This window comes from Vibrio nereis NBRC 15637 (assembly GCF_001591105.1).
Lineage (GTDB): Bacteria > Pseudomonadota > Gammaproteobacteria > Enterobacterales > Vibrionaceae > Vibrio > Vibrio nereis.
Map to the genome: position 1 here is coordinate 1 of NZ_BCUD01000015.1, position 25,582 is coordinate 25,582.

A 25,582-nucleotide genomic window follows, 5' to 3' on the forward strand; every position below is an offset into this window, starting at 1 on the left:
CGTCAGAGCCAGAAGCTGAGCCACAAGCGCAGACTGCCGAACCTGCTGAAGTCGAAGAGCCATTCAATATTGATGACTCAGAACTGCCAGAATATAGCGAACAAGACGCTCTCGCCGAGCTGTTTAATAGCAACTACCTTGAGCCTGAACTTTCGGCGGCGGACCCGCAGCAAGAGCTGGATAATACTCAAGATGATACGCTATCAGTTGACAGTGCGCTTGACGATATCGATGACAGCTATCCACACGCAGAGTTTGATGAGAAAGCATTTGATGAGCTGCTTTCAGAAAGCACTGACAACGGCAAGCCTGGGTTCGATTTTGAGCAGCCAATCGATGCGACAGCTTCAGACAGTGCTGGTTTAGATATCGATGCGATGCTCGACATGGGGGGAGAGGATTGGAATGGCTTCTCTCTTTCTCCTGAGCAACAAGCCAAAATCAGTGATGATATTCCTGAGGAAGATCAGGCTATTTGGTCTCAAGGAAATCCACCCGCGCAGGCGACAATTTCGGATGAAAATTGGGAAGACCAGAAGGAAATTGAAGGCTTTAACCCAAGGGACCATCAGTACAGAACGATTGACGAGCTGATGGCTGAAGTGGAAGCTGAAGGTGAGCAAGAGATTGATGATACGCTGCAACTTGATGTGGGGCTTAACGATTTTCCGGATGTGATCGGTGATATCGACAGTTACGATGACAGCAGTGCAAATACTGAAGCGGCAGGTAAACTTGACCTAGCCAAAATGTATATGGAAATGAATGATCCGACAGGAGCCAGAAAGCTGCTTGAAGAGGCCATAGTGGATGGTAGTGATGAAATCCGCCGTGAAGCTAAAAATCTTATAGACAGTCTTGTTCAGAGCTAGTAAATCCATTAAGGGGGCTGAAGAGCCCCCTTATTTTTTTTATCAAAAATGTTTATACTTCCCGCCCCATTTTCTAAGAGAAATCCAAGATGAGAATCGCTTTAGGTATTGAGTACAACGGCACTCATTACTTTGGCTGGCAGCGTCAAAGAGAAGTTAAAAGTGTACAGGAAAAACTGGAACGAGCTCTGAGTATCGTTGCAAACCACCCTGTGGAAGTTCAATGTGCAGGGCGTACTGATGCAGGGGTGCATGGTACTGGCCAAGTCGTACACTTTGATACAACAGCAAACCGTAAAACGGTTGCCTGGACGATGGGAGCGAACGCAAATCTACCGAGTGATATTGCTGTTCGCTGGGCTAAAGAGGTTCCTGAAGAATTTCATGCTCGCTTTTCGGCAACCGCACGCCGGTACCGTTATATCATCTTTAATAGCGCCTTGAGACCAGGGATTTTATCTTCTGGTGTAAGCCATTACCATGGCCAACTTGATGAAGAAAAAATGCATCGTGCAGGGCAATACCTGCTAGGTGAAAATGATTTTACGTCATTCAGAGCCGTTCATTGTCAGTCTCGCAGTCCTTGGCGAAATATGATGCATTTGAACGTTACACGCCATGGCCAGTATGTTGTGATTGATATTAAAGCGAATGCTTTTGTACACCATATGGTGCGTAATATCACTGGCAGTCTAATTTGTGTCGGGCGCGGTGAGCAAGAACCAGAATGGATTCAGTGGTTGCTGGAAGAGAAGAATCGTAGGCTAGCTGGGGCAACCGCTAAGGCAGAAGGGCTGTACTTGGTGGATGTTGATTATCCGGAAGAGTTCGAATTACCAAGAGTGCCGATTGGGCCACTATTTTTGCCAGATAATTTGAACTAAACCGTGTTAAATTGTCTACATTATCATCTTTTTAGTGTGTGAGAGATAAGCTCAAAAATAGGTACAACCAGTTTTTTATCTACAGCTGGCATTTAATATGCTTTAATCCTCACGCGTAAATTCAGAATTTGTTTCCCTCGCATTTTGCGCGGGACTAATAGAGAAAAGGTCTTCCATGAGTTGGCTTGAAAAGATTTTAGAAAAAAGCAACATCGTAAGTTCACGTAAAGCGTCCATTCCAGAAGGTGTATGGACTAAATGTACATCTTGTGAACAGGTGCTTTACCACGCTGAACTAGAGCGTAACCTAGAAGTATGTCCAAAATGTGATCACCACATGCGTATGAAAGCTCGTCGTCGCCTGGAAACTTTCCTTGATGAAAGTAACCGCGTAGAGCTTGCTAACGATCTGGAACCACAAGACAAGCTTAAATTCAAAGATTCTAAGCGATACAAAGACCGCCTTTCAGCTGCTCAAAAGAACAGTGGTGAGAAAGATGCACTGGTTGTTATGCAGGGTGAGTTACTAGGCTTGCCAATCGTAGCGTGTGCATTTGAATTCTCTTTCATGGGTGGCTCAATGGGCTCTGTGGTCGGTGCTCGTTTTGTTCGTGCAGTAGAAGCGGCAATCGAAAACAATTGTGGTTTGGTTTGTTTCTCTGCAAGCGGTGGCGCTCGTATGCAAGAAGCACTCATGTCGTTAATGCAGATGGCAAAAACCAGTGCAGCATTAGAGCGTTTGTCTGAAAAGGGTCTACCTTTTATTTCGGTAATGACTGACCCAACAATGGGTGGTGTTTCTGCAAGTTTAGCAATGCTTGGTGATATCAACATCGGTGAACCTAAAGCATTGATTGGCTTTGCAGGTCGTCGTGTGATTGAGCAAACAGTACGTGAAGATCTGCCTGAAGGGTTCCAGCGTAGCGAATTCTTACTGGATCACGGTGCCATTGATATGATCGTTGACCGCCGTGAAATGCGCCAGCGTATCGCGAGCCTGGTTGCTAAAATGACGGATCAAGCGTCTCCATTGGTTGTTTCTGTGAATGATTCGCCAAATGAAGAAACTTATGATGTACCAGAAGTCGACGAAAAAGGGTAAAGTAAGACACTAACAAACAACCGCAATTTTTTGGTTTAAGTTAGATGAATCAACCCCAAATTCCACAAGCCACATCACCACTTGCGATGTGGCTTGATTATTTAGCAAGTATCCACACATCAGCGATCGATCTTGGTTTAGATCGTGTTCAAGCTGTCGCAAAGTCTGCAAACCTCACCAAACCTGCTCCTACTGTTATCACTGTTGCTGGCACCAATGGCAAAGGCTCTACCTGCGCTATCATGGAGGCCATCTTACTCGATGCTGGCTATTCAGTTGGTGTTTATAGCTCTCCTCATTTAATCCGTTATAACGAGCGCGTACGCGTCAACGGCCATGATCTTGATGATGAAAAACATGCGCAAGCATTCGCTTTCATCGAACAGCAACGTGGTGATATTAGCCTGAGCTTTTTTGAGTTTGGCACGTTAGCGGCTTTACGACTTTTCCAAACAGAGAGTGTAGATGTCGTCCTACTTGAAGTTGGTCTAGGTGGACGTCTAGATGCGACCAATGTCGTTGACCACGATGTATCAGTAATCACCAGCCTAGCGATTGATCACGTTGATTGGCTTGGCGATGATATTAACGTCATCGGGTTTGAAAAAGCGGGTATCTATAGAAGCGGCAAGCCAGCAATATGTGGTCAACCTAAAGCGCCTTCAACGGTTGCCGCTCATGCCGATGATATTGGCGCAGAGTTGTACCAAGTCGGGATACAGTACTCGTACGAGAAAACATCGGATCTAAAGTGGAAGTGGGTGCATGGTTCCTATGCACTTGAAGACTTGCCTGTTCCAGGGCTACCACTGCAAAATGCGGCCACAGCGCTTATGGCGTTAGCGACATCACACCTCGACATTACCGATATTAACATCGTCAATGGTTTAAATGGCGCGCACTTGCCTGGCCGAATGCAAGTCATCAATGATAAACCGACGATCTTGTTGGATGTCGCCCACAATCCACATTCAGCAGGCTACCTTGTCGAAAAAGTGGCTCAGCAGTATGCCAGTAAGAACATCCATACGGTTGTTGCTATGCTGCATGATAAAGATATTCAGCAGACCCTTTGCGAGTTGTCTCGAATTGCGTCAAGTTGGTATCCGGCCTCTCTACAGGGACCAAGAGCAGCGTCAGCGGATGAGCTATGTCAGTATTTGCCGGGGAGCAATGATAAGTATGATTCTCCGGTAAAGGCTTTTGAAGCTGCAATGACACATGCAAAGGCTGAGGATGTCATTCTTGTCGTTGGCTCTTTCCATACGGTTGGAGAAGTTTTGGAGCACTGGCAGAGCAAAGGAGTATAAATGGCAAGCAAATTTCAAAATCGATTGGTTGGTACTATCGTATTAGTTTCTATTGGAGTGATTGTTTTACCGGATGTGTTGGATGGTAAAAAAACACACTACAAGGAAGAGATCACCAGTATCCCTATTAAGCCTGAAACGGGGAACGACCTAGAGAGCTTCGAGGTACTCGATCCTATTGATGATGGGGTAAGTCTGCCTGAGTCTCCGGTTGAAGTGGTTATCGAGGATACCCCAGCTCAGCCAGTTGAGGTCGAACAGCCCAAAGAAGTCACAGCAGTGGTCAGAGAGGTTCCTGAGCGTAATGAATATCAAGATAGTGCGTGGATAATTCAGCTCATGGCTTTGAAGAATGCAGAAAACGCTAAGAACCTTGTTAGTGATTTAAAAAAGCGCGGTTACCAAGCTCATACCAAACCAGAAAATGGTTTCACAAGGGTAATAATTGGCCCTGAAGTTTCGAAGAGTAAGTTGGAGCAACAAGTTATTGAACTTGAAAAAATTACTGGCTCAAAAGGTCAATTGCTCAAATTTAAACCGCTAAATCCATAAGAAAACGTTTGCGTCAGCGTTTTTTCTGTTAAAATGCGCGCCAACTTAAGATGTAAGAACAGATGAATCCGTTAGATATTGTCATTTTAAGTGTGATCGGCCTGTCGGCTTTGATCAGTTTAGTTCGTGGCTTCGCGAAAGAAGCATTGTCATTAGTTATTTGGTTTGGTGCTTTTTTTGTTGCCAGTCAGTACTACGCAAAACTTGCGGTGTACTTTACCAATATTGAAGATGACATGTTTCGAAATGGAGCCGCAATTGCAGCCTTGTTTGTTGCTACGCTAGTAGTTGGGGCGGTCGTGAATTACGTCATCGCGCAACTGGTGCAAAAAACAGGCTTGTCAGGAACAGACAGAGTGTTGGGAATCGTATTTGGCGGTTTACGCGGTGTTTTAATTGTTTCTGCGACACTATTTTTTATGGATGCGTTTACATCGTTTCCAGACTCAGAGTGGTGGAAAGGGTCGCAGTTGGTGCCAGAGTTCAGTCGCATCATCGCTCCTTTTTTTGAACACTTGCAAGCAACATCTAGTTTCTTATCTGGCGCGCTTTAGTGCGCCAGTCATTGTCGAAAATCGAGGGTTAAGACATGTGTGGTATTGTTGGAATCGTGGGCACTACGCCTGTAAACCAGTCTATCTATGATGCGTTGACGGTATTGCAGCATCGTGGCCAGGATGCTGCGGGTATTTGTACCATAGAAAGCAATCGTTTTCGTCTGAGAAAGGCGAACGGTTTAGTCAAAGATGTGTTTGAAGCAAAACACATGCAAAGACTCCAGGGAAATGTTGGTATCGGTCATGTTCGCTACCCAACAGCAGGTAGTTCAAGTGCTTCAGAGGCTCAACCATTCTACGTAAACTCACCATTTGGCATTACTCTCGCTCACAACGGTAACCTGACAAACGCGGTAGAAGTTCGTCAAAAATTGTTTGAAAAAGATCGCCGTCATATCAATACAACGTCTGACTCGGAAGTATTACTTAACGTATTGGCACACGAGATTGATACCGTTAAAGGTAATGTAACAGCAGAAGATGTCTTCCGCGCGGTTACCAACGTTCATCGTACGATTCGCGGAGCGTATGCTGTAACAGCTATGATTATCGGCCACGGTATGATTGCTTTTCGTGACCCAAATGGCATTCGCCCTCTATGTCTAGGCAAGCGCGAAGTGAACGGCCAAATGGAGTATATGGTGGCATCTGAATCTGTGGCACTTGATGCCGTCGGTTTTGACTTTATTCGTGATGTCGCGCCAGGCGAAGCTATTTACGCAACATTTGATGGCCAGCTACATACTAAGCAATGTGCAGATAACCCATCGCTAAATCCATGTATTTTTGAGTTTGTTTATTTTGCTCGCCCAGACTCATTCATTGATAAGATTTCGGTGTACAGCGCGCGCGTTGAAATGGGTAAGAAGTTAGGGGATCGTATTCGTGATGACTTCGATCACTTGGATATTGATGTGGTTATTCCAATCCCAGAAACATCGTGTGATATCGCTTTGCAGATCGCTCAAGCGATTGATAAGCCATACCGCCAAGGTTTTGTTAAAAACCGCTACGTTGGCCGTACGTTTATTATGCCAGGCCAGCAACAGCGTAAAAAATCAGTGCGCCGTAAGTTGAACGCTATCCGTTCAGAATTTAAAGACAAGAATGTCTTGCTGGTTGATGACTCTATTGTTCGTGGAACAACATCCGAGCAGATTATCGAGATGGCCCGTGATTCGGGTGCGAAAAAAGTATTTATGGTTTCAGCAGCGCCGGAAATTCGTTTCCCTAACGTGTATGGAATTGATATGCCAAGCGCGAATGAACTTATTGCGCATGGGCGTGACAATGACGCCATCTGCAAGCAAATTGGTGCGGATGAGTTAATCTTCCAAAAACTGGATGATTTAGTCTCAGCTGTCGGCCTTGGTAATACAGATATCGCTAAATTCGAGACTTCTGTTTTCAACGGTGAATACGTGACAGGTGATATCGATCAGAAATACCTCGATTTCTTAGAATCGCTACGCAGTGATGATGCGAAAACAGAACGTGACATGCAGCAAGAGCTTGTTAACTTAGAGCTGCATAACGAAGGTGCTTAAGTGGCTTCGCTCCTAATGTAAATAAAGGCTTCCTTTGGGAAGCCTTTATTGTTTTTATGCGAATTAAATCAGTCGGTAGCCGTTAGCTACGAGCTTTAGTCAGCTGAGATAGCATAAACAGTGTCGCGGCACTGATCACCACAGATGGCCCTGCTGGTGTATCAAAGTGCCAAGACAAGCTTAGGCCTAGTAATACGGAAATGGCGCCAATAATGGAGGCCGTAATCGCCATTTGTTCCGGTGTTTGAGCAAAGCGACGGGCGGTCGCGGCAGGTATGATCAGCAGGGATGTCATGATCAAAGCGCCAACAAACTTCATTCCGATAGCGATAACAAGGCCAACCATGAGCATCAGAATCAGTCGCATTAACTCTACATTGTGGCCGTCCACCGCCGCGAGGTCTTCACTGACTGTGGTTGCTAAAAGTGAACGCCAAAATATCATTAAAATGACCGATACAGCTGCCGCACCGGCATAGATGTAGATAAGATCGCTTGGGCTGACAGCAAGTAAATCGCCAAACAAGTAGCTCATAAGATCGATGCGTACATCATCTAAAAAGCTGACGGCAACTAGGCCTAGAGACAGAGAGCTGTGCGCTAAAATACCCAGTAGCGTATCAGTGGCTACCTGCTGCTGTTTTTGCAAAGTGACCAAAACAACAGCCAATGCTAAGCAGCATACCACTAGGGCTAGATACAGGTTTACGTCAAGCAAAAAACCAAGAGCAATACCCATCAAAGAAGCATGCGCAAGTGTGTCGCCAAAATAGGCCATTTTTCGCCAGACAACGAATGAGCCAAGTGGCCCCGCAATGATAGCAATGCCTATGCCGGCAAATATTGAAGGTAGTAAAAACTCAATCATGATGGTGGCCGTGAGAGTGGTTAGAGCACGTTTCTGCATCACCAGATACCGGTTGACCTGATAAATCGTGATGGTGGTGGCTATGATGGTGGTGGTAAAGAGCCAAAGCTTCGTTGCGGTGAGTACCAAATAACGCGATATAGCTTGGGTGTTGACTAATAGCGGCTGGTGTCCCTGAGCAACATACATGATGATGCAAACAAACGACGTCATCTGTTTTGGCCATTACCAGGTGCAAGTCGTGAGAGACCATAAATACAGCGCAGTTGAAACGGTGACGTATCGTATCAATCAGATCGTACAGGTCTATCTGCCCTTGCACGTCAACGCCTTGCGCTGGTTCATCCAACACAAGTAAATCTGGCCTTTGAAGCAGAGCTCGAGCTAGCAGTACTCGCTGGTTCTCACCGCCTGATAGAGAGTGCATATTTGAGTTCAGCAAGTGCTCAGCACCGACTAACTTTGTTGCTTCAACGACTTCTTGCTTACTGTACTTTCCTGAAAGTCGAATAAAGCGATCTACATTTAGCGGTAGTGATTCATTGAGCTTAAGTTTTTGGGGGACATAACCGATCTTTAGATTGTCGATTTTCTTGACTTGACCGCTGTACTTACGCTGAAGGCCCAAAAGGACCTTGACCAATGTGGATTTTCCTGCCCCATTAGGACCGATAAGCGTCGTGATTTCACCGCGATTCAGTTTTAGAGAGACTCTGTCGAGAACCTTTCGTTCATCAAATTGAACACAGATGTTAGTGAGTTCGACCAATGTCGACATGAATAGCACTCATTTGCAATTATATAATGTTATAATGTAACATTTAATCCCTTGTTCGACTAGATAGTAGTTTTGTTTTATGAAACGCATTTTTGCACTCCTTGTTACAGTGTTGGCTGTATTCAGCACTCAGGCGAGTACTGTACTTACCAGTATCAAGCCAATTCAATTTATTACGCTTGAGTTAACGAAAGGCGTTTCAGTGCCTGACGTACTTTTGGCGTCAAATACGTCTCCTCATGACTATGCATTACGCCCTTCTGATGTAAAGCGAGTTCGGAAAGCAGACTTAGTGATATGGTTTGGACAAGATCTAGAGCCGTTTATGACTAAGTTGCTAGAAAACCAAGAGCGAGTCCTAACCATAAGCGACATTCCTGGCTTAGAGTTACGAGAGTTCAACGGTGATCACAATGACCATCATGGACATGAGCACGGTAATCACGACCCTCATTTTTGGTTAGGTTACCGTCCAGCTCAACAAGTAGCGGAAGCTATCACAGAGCAGTTAGTACTGATAGATAAAGCCAATGCAGATGCATACCGGAAAAATTTGCAGGAGTTTTTGTCAACGCTTGCTCGACAACAACAAGAGATCAAGCAAAAGCTGGAAGCAGTAAAAGGCCGTGGCTACTACGTATTTCATGATGCTTATGGTTATTTCGAACAGGATTTTGGCCTTAATCATCTCGGGCATTTTACCGTTAGTCCTGATAGAAAGCCTGGCGCAAAGACTTTAATTAAAATTCGTAAGACTCTGGCGTCACAGCAAGCAAGTTGTGTTTTTTCAGAGCCTCAATTTACTCCCGCGGTTGTTGAATCAGTAATCCGTGGCAGCAACGCTAAAATGGGAGTTCTTGATCCGTTGGGAACTGATATCGAGCAAGAAGAGAACGCTTACTTTATGCTGCGTGAGCAATTAGCCGATAGCTTTTACCAATGTCTGAGTGATCAGAAGTAGCGGCTTTGCATCGTTCGCTCGACAAATATCACTAAGGGAGTTTATAACTCCCTTTTTTGATACAGCGTTGCGTGATATTTCCTCAAATTCGCTTATGCGTTGCGAGCTGTTCGGAAAAGTCGCGCCAAGTTTGCTAACCAACTTGTTTATTATTGATATTATTAGATAATTATCCCTATAAAATAATAGATGCTTTGACTACACACATTTGGTAGGTAGGATAAAGTACTTTTGCACTTATAATTGTTGCTGTTAGGGATTTAATTGGTGATTAGAGCCGTTTGGTTCGTTATTGCTATTTGCATAGCGAATGTAGCCATTGCGGTGGAGTCGACGCCTGCGGTGTTTTACCCACTGCCCACACAAGATCAGGGAAAAGTATTCGCTGCTAAGCGCCTATTCCTCGCTGATACAGGGGGAGTATGGCTTCAGGATGTTCGAAATCAGATCTTGTTCTTTGATGGTCAGAACATCATGCCTCAATCTGGCTCTGCCCTTGAACACGACACCGACCAAGTTGCCTTTCTAGATAATGCATTCTGGACGTTCTTCCAAAATGAAATCTATCGCACAATACCCAAACAAGAGAGAGAACTGGCTTTCAGCTTGAAGCCAGGTTCGGTCATCAGTCGTATAGGCTCGTCCAAACGTTTTATTTGGGTAGTGGATGATTCCAATTTTTATACCTACAACATTGATACAGGCGCGCTTAGCTCTTATTCATTATACGAACTCTATAAGTTCAGCCAATCTTCTTCCATTCGAATTAATGATGCACAACTAGTGTTATCTAAATGGGCGTTAGCTACTGATGCTGGTGTTTATCTCTCTGATGATTCTGGGTTCGAGCATGTGACTAGCTCAGGTAAAAATTATACTGAGACTCTTTATTACTCGGATAAGCGGCGTGAAATTGTTATCGGTTCACTCAAAGGTGCGCTGGTTTTCGATATTACTGACCCCAACAATCCAGTTAAGCATATACAAGGCTCACATGTGCTCAGTATTACTGAAACGGGCAATGAATACTGGATTGGTACGGAAAAAGGGTTGCTTGTTTATTCCTTCTTAACGAATGAGACTAAATTACTGCAACCTTCTGAGCTAAGTAACCGCGCGATTGTTAATGGAAAAATTTATGCTTTGCTCAATGACCAAGCGGGGGGGGTTTGGATTGCCACGGATAGAGGGATTCGCTACTTCTCGCTCTTTTCTCATAAATTTGAGCGCTACCCAAGTAACATTTTTTCTCCGCAGTTCAGTACAGATCGACCCCACTCTTTGATACCTATGGAAAGCCGTGAAGGCTACTGGATGATAAGCGAGTCCGGTGTTTACACGTTGACTTTAAGTAATAAGTATCAAAAGCGAGAATTGATATACAGTGGCAAAGTTTATGACTTGACGGAGAAAGGGAGTGTATTGTGGTTAGCGACCTCGCAAGGACTTCGCCGAGTGGATGTGGCAACAGGTAAGTTACTAAATAACTACCCAATCCCCGACGTACTTGGTACATCTGCCATTCGTTTTGTCGATATTGATCAGCAAAATACTCTTTGGATCGCGAGTGAAAATGAGCTTTGGAGTTATCAGCTTAACAAGGAATTGCTGACTTATTATGGCTCGGAATGGATGACTCAAAAGTACCTTCCTGCGCAAGTCACGAAAATGACAGTCCTCAATCGAGGTGAGTTGATTTTGGGCACAGAGCACGGAGTATATGTACTACGTGATGGAAAAATTCATTTCATTAGAGAGAGCGCTCCATTTGGTCTGGTTATCAGTATTGTACAAACCTCTGATAACGAGGTGTGGGTTGCCGGTCGATATGGTGTCTACAAATTCAATCTTGATAATAGGCACGTTCAACCATTAACCCTGCTAGATGAACACATAACGCCGAAATGTCTGATAAACAATACTGATGGACTGTGGTTGACCTCTTCGTCTGGTTTAACGCAATACTCAAATCAAGGTCACTTGTTAAGACATTACGGAGAGCCTTTCGGGCTAGTCAGTAACGAGTTCTCATCGGGGTTATGTAGCCACAGCATTAATGATAAAAATGTGCTTTTGCTCGGTTCACACATCAATCTAATTAAAGTAAATACGCGAGAGCTGGCAGTGAGTAAAACACCGGCGGTCCAAGTCATCGTTAGCCAGATTAAAGTGAATCAACAATTACAATCGCTAGGCGCACCCGTTTCCATTGCGCCAGAGATCGATTTTGGCGAATCCATTGCGTTTAAATTCGGTGTGTTGCCGCAGGTAAACAAAGTCAGTTTAGAATACAGGTTGAATAATGAAGACTGGCAATTGCTTGATGGTTTCACATTGAGCATTGAACATCTTATTCCAGGCCAATACCAACTTGAAGTGCGTGCTGTTTTTAATGATACACAACGAGGCGAAAGTACTCCGTTCTCGTTTGTTGTGGCTAAACCTTGGTTTGTGACCCCTTATGCCTTGGCGATGTATATCCTTGGATTCATTTTGACGGTTGGAGGGATTGTGTATTGGCGCTCTAAGATGATGAGAAGAGCAAACCGACAGCTAAGATCTCAAGTTGAGTTAAAAACCAACCAGTTGCGCCATCAGAGCCGAATTTTGTTGAGCAATAACCAGCAACTTCGTAAACAATTGCAAATACGTCGGCTTATTGTCAATCAGTCAATCAATGCTTTAAAAGAAAGACTGGTGAACCCTACTAATGAAGTGCTCTTCAATCTGGGGGTAGGGAATCGAAAATTGGTGAACTCTTTGCTCCAAGAGCTGGACTTGCTCCTTCATTTAAAGAGTACCAACAGTGATTCTGCTGCGGTATATAACCTCACACTTATTTTGCAGTCTGTGCTTGATGGATGGGAAGATGAACTGACAAAATCTGGGGTTAATATTGAGCTTAAATCTGATGCAGATTGTGATTATTTCGTGACATTAGAAAGTTCAAATTTAGACGAATTGCTAAACCTACTGTTAGACAACCTAGTTAAGCGTTGTTACCGAAATCAGACGGTTGTTGCGTCAACACGTCAAGAAGGAGAAATGATCGCACTTTCTATTATCGATGAAGGCGAAGCCATAGATGAAAGTCATCATGCCTCTTTTATTCAACAAGCCCAAGTTATGGTTGCACAAAGTGGAGGAACTCTAAATATCCACGCCTCGACTGAGCGCAACTTACTCGAAATACGTTGGAAAACAAGCGAAGTATGGGCAGAAGAGTCAATTGAAAATGCTGAAGAGACTGATGAACAAACGACAATGGATGACCCATGGCTAGACAGAGTCCAACAGTTAGTCTCGGAGCATTATTCTGACCCGGAATTTAGTACGTCCACCGCGGCAAAAATGCTCTACGTTTCTGAAAGAAGCCTTCAGCGTAGATTAAAGTCGATGATAGAGAAAACATTTACTGAATATCTGACTGAAGTCCGTTTGGATAATGCTTGCCGTCGCTTACTTGCTGGTGAAAAAGTGTCTGAAGTTGCATTTGAATGTGGTTTTAATGACCCATCATACTTTAGTCAGCGTTTTAAACATCGATTTGGTATGTCACCAACGCAATTTGTTGAACAACAAGACAGTTAACCCTCATATGTGACTACCTCATGCTTCTAGTCGGCTAGGAGGGATGCTGCTACTCATAAGAGGTATCAAACGCTATCTTTGGTTTTATTAGCGCTGGTATCTTCCCGTTAATCCTCTTCTAATGTGTCCCTATCGATTATAGAACCTCAGCCTTTCGGCTGAATGAATTACTCAGAGCGCCTTATTACAAGCCACTGTTCACAAGATGAAAGCTTGCCCTAGGGCTCTGATGAAACATTAGGCTCAGTCTGATATTCGAGTAGAGTTCTACTTTTTACACTTTGCGCGAGTGATGCTCAATAAGGAAAGTTTAGAGTTTGAGGAAGAGGGAATATATGTGAGAACGATAATAAAAAAAATATCGTGGTATAGCCGGGGGGACTATACCACGGGTGCCAACGACACCTTCGCTTGCTGCCGGAGTGACGCTGGGAGGCGCCACCTCTGGAATTTAAAATCTTAAGGTACATGCCCTTTCGATGGATTCACTATAACCATGTCTTCTGTTTTTCCTTATAAAATTAACGCCATTGTAATATAAGAAAAACGACAGATTGATTAAGTTATTGATAATTAATGATATTAATCTATTTTAGATTTATCACTCTATTTTTGTTTTGTGCACGAGGTATATTTTTAACGAAATTGACGTGGTTAAATTTAACGAAAATGACGTGTTAAAAATGGAATTATTGATTTCAGGCAAGATTGTGGAAGGGTGACAAGAGTATTATTGCGATTATTAATAATAACTTTTCTCATTTACCTGAAGGCTCCTTGTTAATGAAACTCTCACAGCTTCAAGTAGGCCAACAAGCCACAATTTCAAATCTTTCTGAACTCTCTACAGACGTAAGAAAAAAGCTAATGGTGATGGGGTTACTGCCCAAAACAGAGGTTAAGTTGATTCGAAAAGCACCGCTGGGTGACCCATTGCAGATTGAAGTCAGAGGAGTCTCTATGGCTGTACGCACCAAAATTGCCGACTCAGTAACAGTAGAGGTTAAATAATGGAGTACCAAATATTAACGGTCGGTAACCCAAATAGCGGTAAAACAACACTATTTAACGGTTTAACTGGTGCGAAGCAGCAAGTCGGAAACTGGGCAGGTGTGACGGTTGAGAAAAAAACAGGTAAGTATACGCACTCCGGAGATGCGTTTTTGCTTACCGATTTGCCTGGTATCTATGCTTTGGATAGCGGTAACGATGGTAATAGTATCGATGAATCCATTGCTTCACGAGCCGTGTTAACGCATCCCGCTGACCTGATCATCAATGTTGTGGATGTGACTTGTTTAGAGCGTAGCCTATATATGACACTCCAACTGCGTGAGCTCGGTCGTCCTATGGTTGTGGTGCTAAACAAGATGGATGCGTTAAAACGAGAGCGTCAATCTATTGATATTAAAGCGCTAGAGACATTGTTAGGTTGTCCGGTTTTCGCTATTTCAGCGAACAACAAGTCTCAGGTTCAAGCCTTCAAAGAGCGCTTGCACAAAGTGCTTGTACAAGGTGTTGCTCTGGATGAACTCCGACTCGATTACGGCGAAGAGTTCGAGAATGCGATTACAGCGATAGAGCCTCTTTATACTGAACAGGGTAGTGTTTGTTCACGAGCTTTAGCCATTCGAGCGTTAGAAAACGACCTGCTAGTTCTTAATTCCATGACTCAGTCTGAGCGTGAGCAAATTACCGCAGAAAAAACACATATTACGCTAGATATTGATTTGCTTGTCGCCGATGTTAAATACACGTTCCTACACAAGCATTGTAAGAATGTTCGCCGAGCGGAAGGAAAGTTAAGCCACAGCTTCACTGAGAAAGCCGATCGTATCATTCTAAATAAATGGATTGGTGTGCCATTCTTCTTTGTTGTGATGTACCTGATGTTTATGTTCTCCATCAATGTAGGAAGCGCCTTTATCGATTTCTTTGATATCAGTGTTGGGGCATTACTCGTAGATGGGGGGCATTACCTGCTTGATGATCACCTCCCGGTTTGGCTGGTTACCCTTGTTGCTGATGGTATCGGGGGCGGTATTCAGACCGTAGCAACGTTTATTCCGGTGATTGCCTGCTTGTACCTTTTCTTAGCGATCTTAGAGAGTTCTGGTTACATGTCTCGCGCCGCGTTCGTATTAGATAAAGTGATGCAGAAGATAGGGTTGCCTGGAAAAGCGTTTGTGCCTTTAGTCCTTGGGTTTGGCTGTAACGTACCTGCCATTATGGCGACTAGAACACTGGATCAAGAGCGTGAGCGTAAACTTGCTGCTTCTATGGCGCCTTTTATGTCCTGTGGGGCGCGTTTACCTGTTTATGCTTTGTTTGCTGCTGCGTTCTTTCCTGAAAGTGGCCAAAATGTCGTATTCGCGCTGTATTTACTCGGTATTGTTGCTGCAGTGTTTACTGGCTTTGTACTAAAGAAAACGCTCTATCCGGGTTCTAGCGATAGCTTGGTCATGGAAATGCCAGATTATGAGCTGCCGACCGTGCAAAATGTCTTGATCAAAACCTGGCAAAAGTTAAAACGCTTTGTGCTTGGAGCAGGCAAAACGATTGTTGTCGTTGTAACGATACTGAGTTTCCTTAACTCTTTAGGAACGGATGGTTCGTTTGGCCATGAAGACAGTGAAAACTCCGTATTATCAAAAGCATCACAAGTGGTTACTCCAGTGTTCGCCCCTATTGGTATCCAGGAAGACAACTGGCCTGCTACGGTTGGTATTATTACCGGTATTTTTGCCAAAGAAGCGGTAGTTGGTACGTTGAACAACCTTTATGCGCCTACCGAAGAAGAGGGTGCGGATTACGATCTTCTGTCTAGTCTTGAAGAAGCCGTCGTGTCTATTCCAGAAAATTTGATGGGGCTGAGTTATTCCGATCCTTTAGGTATTGAAGTCGGCGATCTGACAGACAGCGCAGCGGTTGCTGAAGAGCAGGAAGTAAGTTCGTCAATTTTTGGTAACTTAAAACAGCACTTTGTGACGGGTAATGCGGCATTTGCATACTTGATTTTTATTTTGCTGTATACGCCATGTGTCGCGGCGATGGGCGCGTACGTGCGAGAATTTGGAGACAAGTTTGCCCGCTTTATCGCGATATGGACTATGGGGTTAGCGTATGGTTCTGCGACGATTTTTTATCAGGTCACCCACCTAACTCAGCATCCTGTGACAAGTAGCGCTTGGATTGCAGGTATTTTACTTGTGTTTTTTGTCAGTTATCAAGCGTTGAAATCGATTGGCAATAAACAGCTAGCTTTGGAGGCTCAGGTGGCATGATCTTGTCAGAGTTAAAGCTATATATTGAAGAAAAAGGCAGTGTTAGCCAGTCAGATTTAGCGAAGAAATTTGCGCTAAGTGTCGATGGTGTTGATGCAATGCTTTCGGTATGGATAAAGAAAGGCGTTATCTCTCGTTATATCGACACCAACAAAGCGGATAGAGTCACTCGGATTCGTTACTCGATTGTGCAGCAAAATGCTCTGTCCATAACTGCTATAATGTGACGTGAATAATAAAGCCGCTTATAGAGCGGCTCTATTATATTGAATGTGAGTCAGGAAGTTCCACTTATACGCGTCTAAACAAACTACTGAGTGATAGAACGTTGCCAATGCGTGTTAGCAGTGCTTGCTGCTCTTCCTCACTGCGAAATTCTCCTTGGGTATTCCCCCAAATTGGTCCTGGCCAAGCGACATCATCTTTAAATCGAGCGATATGATGGATGTGTAATTGAGGAACCATGTTACCCAGAGCACCCAGGTTTAATTTATCAGGTTGGAAAGTCGCCTCTAATGCCTGACTGACCGCTTGTGATTCAAGTAGAAACTGCTGCTGCTCTTGCATTGGAAGGTGATGCAGTTCCTTCAGGTTTTCACGTTTAGGAACCAATATAACCCAAGGGACAGCATTGTCTTTATGGAGCAGGGCGACACAAAGCGGGAAGTGGCCGATAACGGTGGTATCTTTTGCCAATTGAGGATGGAGTTCAAAGCTCATTTCGGTCATCTCATTATGGTTTGTTTTTGTGAGTATACGCCAAATAAAACAAAAGGTTGACGTTCTCACGCCAACCTTTTTATTTGCTTAACCTGAAAAACTAGATTACATACGTTCTAGCGTCTCGATACCAAGAAGATCCAAACCTTGTTTGATGGTTTTAGCAGTAAGCGCAGCCAGTTTCAGACGGCTCTGCTTAATTGCGTCATCTTCGTTGTTAAGGATAGGACAAGCTTCGTAAAAGCTAGAGAATTGACCTGCAAGTTCGAATAGGTAGCTACACATGATGTGTGGTTGACCTTCGCGAGCAACAGACTGTACCGCTTCTTCAAACTGAAGCAGTTTAGCAATCAGAGCTTTCTCTTTATCTTCAGTCAGTTTGATCTCACCAGACAACTCGTCCATAGAGATACCAGCTTTCGCAAAGATAGAGGCTACACGAGTATAAGCGTATTGCATGTAAGGCGCTGTGTTGCCTTCAAACGCTAGCATGTTGTCCCAATCAAAGATGTAGTCAGTTGTACGGTGCTTAGACAAGTCTGCGTACTTAACAGCAGCCATCGCCACTGTACGCGCGATGTTGGTCTTCTCTTCACTGTCGAGTTCTGGGTTCTTTTCTTCAATGAGCTTAACAGCGCGTTCTTCGGCTTCATCCAGTAGATCAGCAAGACGTACAGTGCCGCCAGCACGAGTCTTAAATGGACGACCATCTTTACCTAGCATCATACCGAATGCATGGTGCTCTAGAGTCACTTCTTCAGGAACATAACCGGCTTTGCGCACGATTGACCAAGCTTGCATTAGGTGCTGGTGCTGACGAGAGTCGATAAAGTACAGTACGCGGTCGGCACCTAGCGTTTCGTAACGGTATTTCGCACATGCGATATCCGTTGTCGTGTACAGGAAGCCACCATCACGCTTCTGGATGATAACACCCATCGCTTCGCCGTCTTTGTTTTTGTATTCGTCTAGGAATACAACTTGCGCACCGTCATCTTCTTGTGCAATACCTTTTTCTTTAAGGTCTGCAACGATGCCTGGCAGCATGTCGTTGTACATGCTTTCGCCCATTACGTCATCGCGAGTCAGTGATACGTTCAAACGGTCGTAGTTGCGTTGGTTTTGCACCATAGTCACGTCAACGAGCTTCTTCCACATTTCAGCACAGTATTCGTCACCGCCTTGCAGTTTCACTACGTAGTTACGTGCTTTAAGTGCGAACTCTTCGTCTTCATCGTAAAGCTTTTTCGATTCACGGTAGAATGCTTCAAGATCAGCAAGCTCCATTGACACTTCACCAGACTCTTGCTGAACTCGCTCAAGGTTTGCGATAAGCATACCGAACTGAGTTCCCCAGTCGCCAATATGGTTTGCACGGATAACTTTGTGGCCTAGGAATTCAAGAGTACGAACAACAGCATCGCCAATGATGGTTGAACGTAAGTGACCAACGTGCATTTCTTTTGCAACGTTCGGTGCAGAGTAGTCAGCAACGATAGTCTTTTGCTCTTCAGCAGTCACACCAAGGCGAGCGTCAGCAAGTGCAGACTCAGCTTGTTTCGCTAGAAACTCTTCACTTAGGAAAATGTTAATAAAACCAGGACCTGCGATTTCTGTCTTGCTCGCGATGCCGTCAAGATCCAGAACATCCAATACTTTTTGCGCAAATTCGCGAGGGTTAGTACCTAGTTTTTTTGCTACGCCCATTACGCCATTCGCTTGGTAATCACCAAACTGAGGTTTTGCAGATTGGCGAACAGCAGCAGGACTACCTGCAGGTGCGCCAGCGGCTTCTAGAGCCTGAGATACTTTGTCGTTAATAAGTGCTTGGATATTCACACGCGCTTCCTTCAATTCTAGGGAATTGGTTTGGTATGCATTCTTTTAACTCAAGTAAGCAGAGCGCTTATCTTGGATAATATCCACAAAAAGGGAAGTGAATGCATATCTCAATCTACTTCATAATTTGACACACATAATACCAAGTTTATTGACGCTCTTATAGGGAAGGATCTGGGAAATTTTCTACTTTTCCTGACGATCTTGTTACTATCGTAGAAAAATTAATGTTTTGGATGGAAGAAAATGTCTCAAAGACTGATTGACGCTGAATTAATGCCTTCGCAGTTGTGTGAAAAACTAGACGAATTTATGCATAAAATCCAAGGTTTAAGCCAAATCTTGCATATCGATTTGTCTAGTTTTCAGGCAGATCATGTCGCATTGCGTATCAATGATGTAGAACTCGCACAATTGGCTCATCAAGAGTGGTTAAAACAGGGGAAAGAGATCTCGAACGCTATTATTAATGGCCGTCCAATTATTGTGCTGGAGTTTCATCAGCCTCTTTGTTTTTTGGGCTGGGAAATAGAGTGCCTTGAACTACCTTATCCGGCTGAAGGGAAAGTCTACCCAGAGCAAAGTTGGGAACATGTTGAGTTTGTTGTGCCATCCGAAGCTGAAACGGCAGATGAGTATTTAAACGATCTAAAACAGAGGTTTCCTGAGTTTGATCAGCAGTTTGAGCAACTCGCTGATAACGGCGTAAATATAAAATTATCGAGCCCTAAAGGGGAAGGTGAGCGTTTGAATAACCCAACCGTTGCCTTTAAACATAAAGGTGTGTGTATCAAACTTCATCCTCATCCGATCAAAAGCATCATCGAGTCGGAGCAGGGCTAATCGCCATTAGAGGGCTATTACGTATTGGAATAGCCCCAATCGCTAACGTGGTTTAACCAAGTTCCACATCTTTTGGTCTTAGTTGGAACTCTTCAATTGACCCTATTTCTAGCCCCAGATGTAATTTTTCTGCTTCGTGATGGGCGTTGCCTTGCGAATGCATGATTAACCGGTTCGCGGTTCTGGGCTTAAGCTCGTTCACGACAAAACGAATCATATCGGCACGGTCGAGGCCTTTGAGCTCTTCGAGCACTTTTTCTCGCTGATTAAATTCGTAATCTTTGTTGCCAATGGCGACCCACATCCGCTGCGCCCGCGATCTTAGTGTGGTATCTGGGGTTGAAATTTGATTCCACAATCCTCGTTTGCTGCTATGCCACTGATACTCATTGAGCTCAAGCAGTACCATATAAAACGCATTTAAGAACTCATCAATCGAGCTCACCAAGTCTGTAGGAGCGGCGTTGGGTGACTGAACATAAAGTACGATTCCTGGATGACGATTTAACGGTAAATTCCCTGTACCCACCATATAACCGAGCTGCTGCTTAGTCCGTATTTCATGGAAAAATGTCGCAGACATCAGATGATTGGCTAAAGAATAGAGCGCTATGCTTCTTGGGCTGGTGTCATCACATTGGTAGTAAAGCACCACGGCAGAGTCTTCTTGGTCACAAAATACTTCGCGCTGAAAGCTGCCATTTTTCCCGAGCATAATCAGTGGGCGGAGTGACTCCTCATATTGTTGATTTTGAACTCGAAGCGCATCCTTTAAAGTTGTACCCAGTGCTAGAGCGTCTTCCTTTGTCCAATCCCCATAGACGAACATTTCCACGTGTAACTCAGAAAGGATGGCTTCAACAAAGCTTGGTAGCTCGTCGACTTTTATGGTTTCTAATGCTTCGACCAAGGCCGCATAAGGTGGATTGTTCGGCTGTAAAATGCCAGTGAGTGAGTTGAAAAGTTGCGAAATAGGTCGATCTTGAGAAGCATTTCTCCAGTTACGCAGAAGCTGCTGTTTGATGGTATCAAATCTCTGTTGGCTGAAGTCACGTTTGGCAAAACGCTCCAAAATCATCCGCATTAACTCTGGTTGCTTCTTGCTAAAGCCCGAAATAGTCAGGGTCACGCCGCCTTGATGTGCGTACATGTTGTAACCCATGCCTGCAATCTCTGCTTGGTAGGTGTCTTTTTCTAAGCTGTCGAGGAACATCTCAACACAAAGTCTGGTTTTGACGATGTTTCTTGGTGTTGCTACCGCTTTAGGGCTGTCAATTGCGACATACACAACCCCTTTGGGTACGTTGAACTCATGGTCTTGGAGGTGCCAAAGCCGAAAGCCTGGTAATTCTTCAAGGGTTACGGGAGTTTTGTGCTCAGCTTCCAGTGGTTGTGGGTCAAGGTCGTAGCAAATGAAAGGGTTTTCATTCGGAAGTCTAAAATCTAATAAAGATGGCGCGCTGAATTCGGTGCGTTGTTGTTGGCTAAATGGCGTGACGGAATAAGGGGTGAAGTACCATTTCGCGGTTTTATCGTATGTTAAGTCTTTGGCGATCAGAGTGGTTCGCAAATTGTCGATGGTGAAATAGCTTAAAAGTGACTCAAGCAGTTCTTGATCATAGCCATCCATCACATAATCGCCATAGATCACATCCTCTGGCTGATAGTGCTGAAGGTTAATCACCAGATGGCTGGCAAGATCGAGCGGGCGAGTTGGTTCCTGAAAGCGAAACACAGATTCTAATACCGCTTTTTTTTCTAGATAACGCCACTCATTCAAGCCTTGAGTTTTAATTAATTCAATGAAGCTAAAAATAGCCTGAACGATTTCATTGGTATGTTTAAGCCCTAAAGGCGTTAACGCGCAACTGATCGTAAACTCTCGGTAATTGCTTCCACTGGTGCCGCCCCCCGCAGAAAGCGACGTGATCCAACCCTGTTCTTTCAACGACAGCATTAAGCTGCCTTCTCCCTCATAGCCAAGTAAATGCGCGAAGTAGGAAAGCGGTTTGATGCGATAATGTTTATCCATCCCAGGCATAGGGAAGGTAAGCATAAGTTTTCGGATGTCTTTGATAGGCTCGACGGTAACCTGTACACCCGTAGACTCATCACCACTGAAAGGAATATCGATAGACTTTTCGGCGAGCTGGTGGTTGGGAATGGATGAGAAGAGCTCTTTGCACCATGCTTCCTGATCGTCCAGGGTTTGTGGCCCAACCAGAGTAAGCGTCATCAAATCTGCCGAGTATTGCTGATAGTGGAAGTCTATGATCTCATCACGGATAGATTGGCCATGTCTATCGCAGAGGGTTTCAAGGTTCCCTACTGAGAATTGACTGAATGGGTGTTCTTGATTGACGATTTCTTTGTGAACTTGGTAAAGGCGTCTTGAATCATCATTGAGTTTAAGTTTGTATTCTGAGTCGACGGCCTGGCGTTCTTTATCGAGCGCTTCGGGGTTAAAGAGAGGGGCGCTAAAAAACTGGCTAAAGCGATCAAGTGCTGGATGAAATGCGTTGGGTGTGACATCAAAAAAGAAACAGGTGTGCTCGGTTCCAGTCCAAGCGTTATTTGCCCCACCATGTTGGCTGATATAGCTTTGAAACTCTCCTACTTTCGGATACTTTTCTGTCCCTAGAAACAACATATGCTCCAGGTAGTGTGCCAAGCCTTCTCTATCTGAGGGATCATCGAAGTGGCCGACATTAACGGCAAGTGCTGCGGCGGATTTCTGCGCGCTGGCATCATGGATGAGCAAAACCCTAATTCCGTTGTTAAGGGTAAGGTAACGGTACAGGTTGGTGTCATTAGGGCTAATATGCACGAGACTCTCTCCGGTCTGATAAAGTGTGGGATGAGTTTTTTATAATTATGACTCGGATAGCAGCGTGTGCAACTATCTGATTGAGAAATCTAACCAAAATACTTCCAAGTTAAAGGAAAGGATTTTTGCTAAACAGTGATAAAGCGCCGGAGTCTTTCGCAACTGACTTGGTATAATCACCTTTAGAGAGATCAAAATGATACACAGCGTTTCAGCATTGATGTCAAAACATAATAAGAGCAAGTGGTCTCCAAATTAACCATTTCCAGATCTAGTTTAGGATGAAGCAATGAAAATATTTATTATGCGTCACGGGGAAGCAGAGCACTTTGCGCAGAGTGATGCAGAGCGAGCATTGACCGAACGGGGGCGCAGTGCCTCCGCTGCTGTTGCTAAAGCTTGCGTTGAACAAGGTTATCAGTGCTTTGATAAGGTGCTTATTAGCCCTTATATCCGCGCTCAACAAACATGGCAGGAAATCGCGACAGAGTTTGAAGCTAAACAAATTGAAGTCAGCCCGGATATCACGCCCTATGGGGATTCAGAGCAAGTGGCCGAGTACGTGAGTGCGTTGGTTGATATAGAAAAACTCGAATCTGTTTTATTGGTTTCGCATTTACCGTTAGTGGGGTACTTGGTGTCCGAATTTGTGCCAGATATGGTGCCTCCTATGTTTCCAACATCAGGCCTAATTTGCATTGACTACTGCTCTGAGAAGCGCAGTGGTGAGATCGTATTTAACATTCAGCCATAAAACGTGGCTTTACTTTAACATTGATAAGAAAGCGGGCACGTAGGGAGAGTCTGGTAGATGCCATAACCTCTCTTCTTGCTGCAGTCTTTATGGCGAGTCATTTATTTGACATGTCGACTGGACTGGATATTGCATGTTCCGCTAATTCCCTCTTTATATAGACAATTATTGCTGCTCATCTATGAAGTTATCTTTGCCGTTCGCAGATAAGTTACCCCCCATACCACAGCGAGCTATGCCTGCGATTGGTGCACCAATCATGGTTTTGGCTACGTTGGCCATGGTGGTATTACCTATCCCAGCATTTTTGCTTGATCTGTTTTTTACCTTCAATATCGCATTAGCAATGGTTGTATTGCTGGTTACGGTATACACGCGCAGACCTTTAGATTTTGCAGCTTTTCCGACGGTTCTATTAATAGCAACCCTGTTGCGCTTGGCCTTGAACGTCGCATCCACCCGTGTGGTATTACTATACGGTCACGAAGGACCAGAAGCCGCAGGTAGTGTTATCGCCGCATTTGGTAACGTGGTGATAGGCGGTAACTATGCAGTTGGTTTAGTGGTGTTCCTGATCTTAATGATCATTAACTTCATGGTTGTTACCAAAGGTGCAGGGCGCATCTCGGAAGTCAGTGCTCGCTTTAATGCGTTGCCAGGCAAACAGATGGCGATTGATGCGGACTTAAATGCTGGGCTTATAGACCAAGAGCAAGCGAGAACACGCCGACAAGAGGTGACTAAAGAAGCGGACTTTTACGGTTCGATGGATGGTGCTTCAAAGTTCGTTAAAGGCGATGCGATTGCCGGTATTTTGATCCTGTTCATTAACATCATCGGTGGCTTGTCCATCGGCATGGCCCAGTATGAACTTGGGTTTGGTGAAGCGATTCAAATCTACACGCTATTAACCATTGGTGATGGCCTTGTGGCTCAGATCCCGTCACTGTTACTCTCTATTGGTGCTGCAATCATGGTGACTCGTCAAAATGCTGACGAAGACATGGGGCAGCAACTTGTCTTCCAGATGTTCGACAACCCCAAAGCACTGATGATTACAGCAAGTATCTTAGGTGTTATGGGGATTGTGCCGGGCATGCCGCACTTTGCTTTCTTACTGTTGGCAGCGATGGCTGGCGGCTGGGCGTATTGGATTCAACGTAAGCAGAAAATACAGGCAGAAAAGCCGAATTTGCCAGCGACTAGCGAGTCAGAAGCACCTACACCAAAAGAGCTATCATGGGATGATGTCCAACCTGTTGATATTATTGGTTTAGAGGTCGGGTATCGGTTGATTCCATTGGTTGATAAAGATCAAGGCGGTGAGTTACTTGAACGAGTAAAAGGTGTGCGTAAAAAGTTATCGCAAGACTTTGGCTTCCTGATCCCCGCGGTTCACATACGTGACAACCTTGAACTGACGCCCAACAGCTACCGAATTACCTTGATGGGAGTTGCTGTGGGAGAAGCTGAAATTCGCCCTGATATGGAGTTAGCAATTAACCCGGGCCAGGTCTACGGAATGATCGATGGCGAGCCGACCATAGACCCAGCTTTCGGCTTGGAAGCGGTTTGGATTCGTGAAGAACAAAGAGAGCATGCGCAAGCGCTAGGCTATACCGTTGTTGACTCATCAACCGTACTCGCGACGCATTTGAGCCAACTTCTTACGAATAATGCATCTCAGCTTATTGGTCATGAAGAGGTTCAAAACTTGCTGGAAATGCTGGGCAGAAGTGCACCGAAGCTGGTGGAGAGCTTCGTTCCCGATCAGCTGCAACTTGGGGTTGTGGTTAAAGTACTGCAAAATTTACTTAATGAAGCCGTTCCGATTCGAGATATCCGTACGATTGTTCAAACCTTGGCCGAATACTCAAGTAAGAGTCAAGAACCTGACATTCTTACTGCGGCAGTGCGTATCTCACTAAGACGATTAATTGTCCAAGAAATCAATGGTATAGAGCCAGAACTGCCTGTAATTACACTTATCCCTGAGCTGGAACAAATATTGCATCAAACTATGCAGGCATCAGGTGGAGAGTCGGCCGGCATTGAGCCTGGATTAGCAGAAAGACTGCAGTCCTCATTGAGCCAAGCAACCCAAGAGCAAGAGCTTAAAGGGGAGCCAGCAGTGCTGCTGACTTCGGGTGTCTTACGCTCAACCTTGGCTAAGTTTGTCAAAAATACGATTCCATCATTGCGAGTTCTCTCTTACCAAGAAATCCCAGACGAAAAACAAATTCGCATTGTTCAAGCAGTTGGTAACTAGGAACAGTGTGAAATGAAACGGTAT

Annotated in this window: 20 protein-coding genes; 15 read left to right on the forward strand and 5 right to left on the reverse strand. The window is 44.6% G+C overall.

The genetic code is table 11. The annotated features are described in order from the left end of the window. The 7 genes from VNE01S_RS14445 to purF form a co-directional block, all read left to right on the forward strand. A partial coding sequence (locus tag VNE01S_RS14445) for a FimV C-terminal domain-containing protein (protein WP_281178103.1) occupies positions 1–872 on the forward strand: 872 nt, incomplete at its 5' end. 89 nt (positions 873–961) lie between these two features. Then, positions 962–1,756 carry a tRNA pseudouridine(38-40) synthase TruA gene (gene truA / locus VNE01S_RS14450; protein WP_053397027.1) on the forward strand — a complete coding sequence of 265 codons (795 nt, stop codon included), beginning with the start codon at positions 962–964 and terminating at the stop codon, positions 1,754–1,756. A 175-nt stretch (positions 1,757–1,931) separates the two neighbouring features. Beyond that, the gene (gene accD / locus VNE01S_RS14455) at positions 1,932–2,858 is read left to right on the forward strand and encodes an acetyl-CoA carboxylase, carboxyltransferase subunit beta (RefSeq protein ID WP_053397028.1); all 927 of its coding nucleotides are present in this window, start codon (positions 1,932–1,934) and stop codon (positions 2,856–2,858) included. 44 nt (positions 2,859–2,902) lie between these two features. After that, entirely contained in the window at positions 2,903–4,168 is a 1,266-nt protein-coding gene (folC, locus tag VNE01S_RS14460; RefSeq protein WP_053397029.1) for a bifunctional tetrahydrofolate synthase/dihydrofolate synthase, read from the forward strand. Then, positions 4,169–4,720 carry an SPOR domain-containing protein gene (locus VNE01S_RS14465; RefSeq protein WP_053397030.1) on the forward strand — a complete coding sequence of 184 codons (552 nt, stop codon included), beginning with the start codon at positions 4,169–4,171 and terminating at the stop codon, positions 4,718–4,720. Between the two features lie 62 nt (positions 4,721–4,782). Continuing rightward, a complete protein-coding gene (locus VNE01S_RS14470; RefSeq protein WP_053397031.1) occupies positions 4,783–5,274 on the forward strand; it encodes a CvpA family protein in 492 nt (163 codons plus the stop codon). 35 nt (positions 5,275–5,309) lie between these two features. Continuing rightward, complete coding sequence (gene purF, locus VNE01S_RS14475; protein ID WP_053397032.1) at positions 5,310–6,824, forward strand: amidophosphoribosyltransferase; 1,515 nt, start codon at positions 5,310–5,312, stop codon at positions 6,822–6,824. A gap of 82 nt (positions 6,825–6,906) precedes the next feature. Here purF and znuB read toward each other — a convergent pair whose 3' ends face one another. Next, a complete protein-coding gene (gene znuB, locus VNE01S_RS14480; protein ID WP_053397033.1) occupies positions 6,907–7,692 on the reverse strand; it encodes a zinc ABC transporter permease subunit ZnuB in 786 nt (261 codons plus the stop codon). Continuing rightward, positions 7,685–8,470 (reverse strand): zinc ABC transporter ATP-binding protein ZnuC, encoded by a 786-nt coding sequence (gene znuC / locus VNE01S_RS14485; protein ID WP_053397034.1) that lies wholly within the window; start codon positions 8,468–8,470, stop codon positions 7,685–7,687. Before znuC ends, znuB begins: the two co-directional genes overlap by 8 nt. A 79-nt stretch (positions 8,471–8,549) precedes the next feature. Here znuC and znuA point away from each other — a divergent pair, with 79 nt between their 5' ends. From znuA to VNE01S_RS14510, 5 genes are all read left to right on the forward strand, one after another. Beyond that, positions 8,550–9,431 (forward strand): zinc ABC transporter substrate-binding protein ZnuA, encoded by an 882-nt coding sequence (gene znuA, locus VNE01S_RS14490; RefSeq protein ID WP_053397035.1) that lies wholly within the window; start codon positions 8,550–8,552, stop codon positions 9,429–9,431. Between the two features lie 267 nt (positions 9,432–9,698). Further along, positions 9,699–13,022, forward strand: a complete 3,324-nt coding sequence (locus VNE01S_RS14495; RefSeq protein ID WP_245649900.1) for a helix-turn-helix domain-containing protein — start codon at positions 9,699–9,701, stop codon at positions 13,020–13,022. Positions 13,023–13,805: 783 nt separating this feature from the next. Then, complete coding sequence (locus VNE01S_RS14500) at positions 13,806–14,033, forward strand: FeoA family protein (protein WP_053397036.1); 228 nt, start codon at positions 13,806–13,808, stop codon at positions 14,031–14,033. After that, entirely contained in the window at positions 14,033–16,306 is a 2,274-nt protein-coding gene (gene feoB, locus VNE01S_RS14505; RefSeq protein WP_053397037.1) for a Fe(2+) transporter permease subunit FeoB, read from the forward strand. The genes VNE01S_RS14500 and feoB overlap by 1 nt, the downstream gene beginning before the upstream one ends. After that, on the forward strand, positions 16,303–16,533 hold the full coding sequence (locus VNE01S_RS14510; protein ID WP_053397038.1) for a FeoC-like transcriptional regulator: 231 nt from the start codon (positions 16,303–16,305) through the stop codon (positions 16,531–16,533). The genes feoB and VNE01S_RS14510 overlap by 4 nt, the downstream gene beginning before the upstream one ends. 64 nt (positions 16,534–16,597) lie before the next feature. On the opposite strand, the gene VNE01S_RS14515 is transcribed toward VNE01S_RS14510, so the two are convergent. Together VNE01S_RS14515 and argS are read right to left on the reverse strand one after the other, a co-directional pair. Continuing rightward, a complete protein-coding gene (locus VNE01S_RS14515; RefSeq protein ID WP_053397039.1) occupies positions 16,598–17,026 on the reverse strand; it encodes an HIT family protein in 429 nt (142 codons plus the stop codon). A gap of 105 nt (positions 17,027–17,131) precedes the next feature. Then, positions 17,132–18,865 (reverse strand): arginine--tRNA ligase, encoded by a 1,734-nt coding sequence (gene argS, locus VNE01S_RS14520; RefSeq protein WP_053397040.1) that lies wholly within the window; start codon positions 18,863–18,865, stop codon positions 17,132–17,134. A 246-nt stretch (positions 18,866–19,111) separates the two neighbouring features. Between argS and VNE01S_RS14525 the strand changes: the two genes are divergently transcribed. Beyond that, positions 19,112–19,708: a VOC family protein gene (locus tag VNE01S_RS14525; RefSeq protein ID WP_053397041.1), complete on the forward strand. Its 597-nt coding sequence runs from the start codon at positions 19,112–19,114 to the stop codon at positions 19,706–19,708. A gap of 52 nt (positions 19,709–19,760) precedes the next feature. Here the strand turns inward: VNE01S_RS14525 and VNE01S_RS14530 are convergent, their stop codons facing one another. Beyond that, entirely contained in the window at positions 19,761–22,535 is a 2,775-nt protein-coding gene (locus VNE01S_RS14530) for an insulinase family protein (RefSeq protein ID WP_053397042.1), read from the reverse strand. Between the two features lie 289 nt (positions 22,536–22,824). Here VNE01S_RS14530 and sixA point away from each other — a divergent pair, with 289 nt between their 5' ends. Both sixA and flhA read left to right on the forward strand, forming a co-directional pair. After that, positions 22,825–23,289, forward strand: coding sequence for a phosphohistidine phosphatase SixA (sixA, locus tag VNE01S_RS14535; protein ID WP_053397043.1), 465 nt, complete (start codon positions 22,825–22,827; stop codon positions 23,287–23,289). Positions 23,290–23,470: 181 nt separating this feature from the next. After that, entirely contained in the window at positions 23,471–25,558 is a 2,088-nt protein-coding gene (gene flhA / locus VNE01S_RS14540) for a flagellar biosynthesis protein FlhA (RefSeq protein WP_061781650.1), read from the forward strand. Positions 25,559–25,582: the final 24 nt, after the last annotated feature.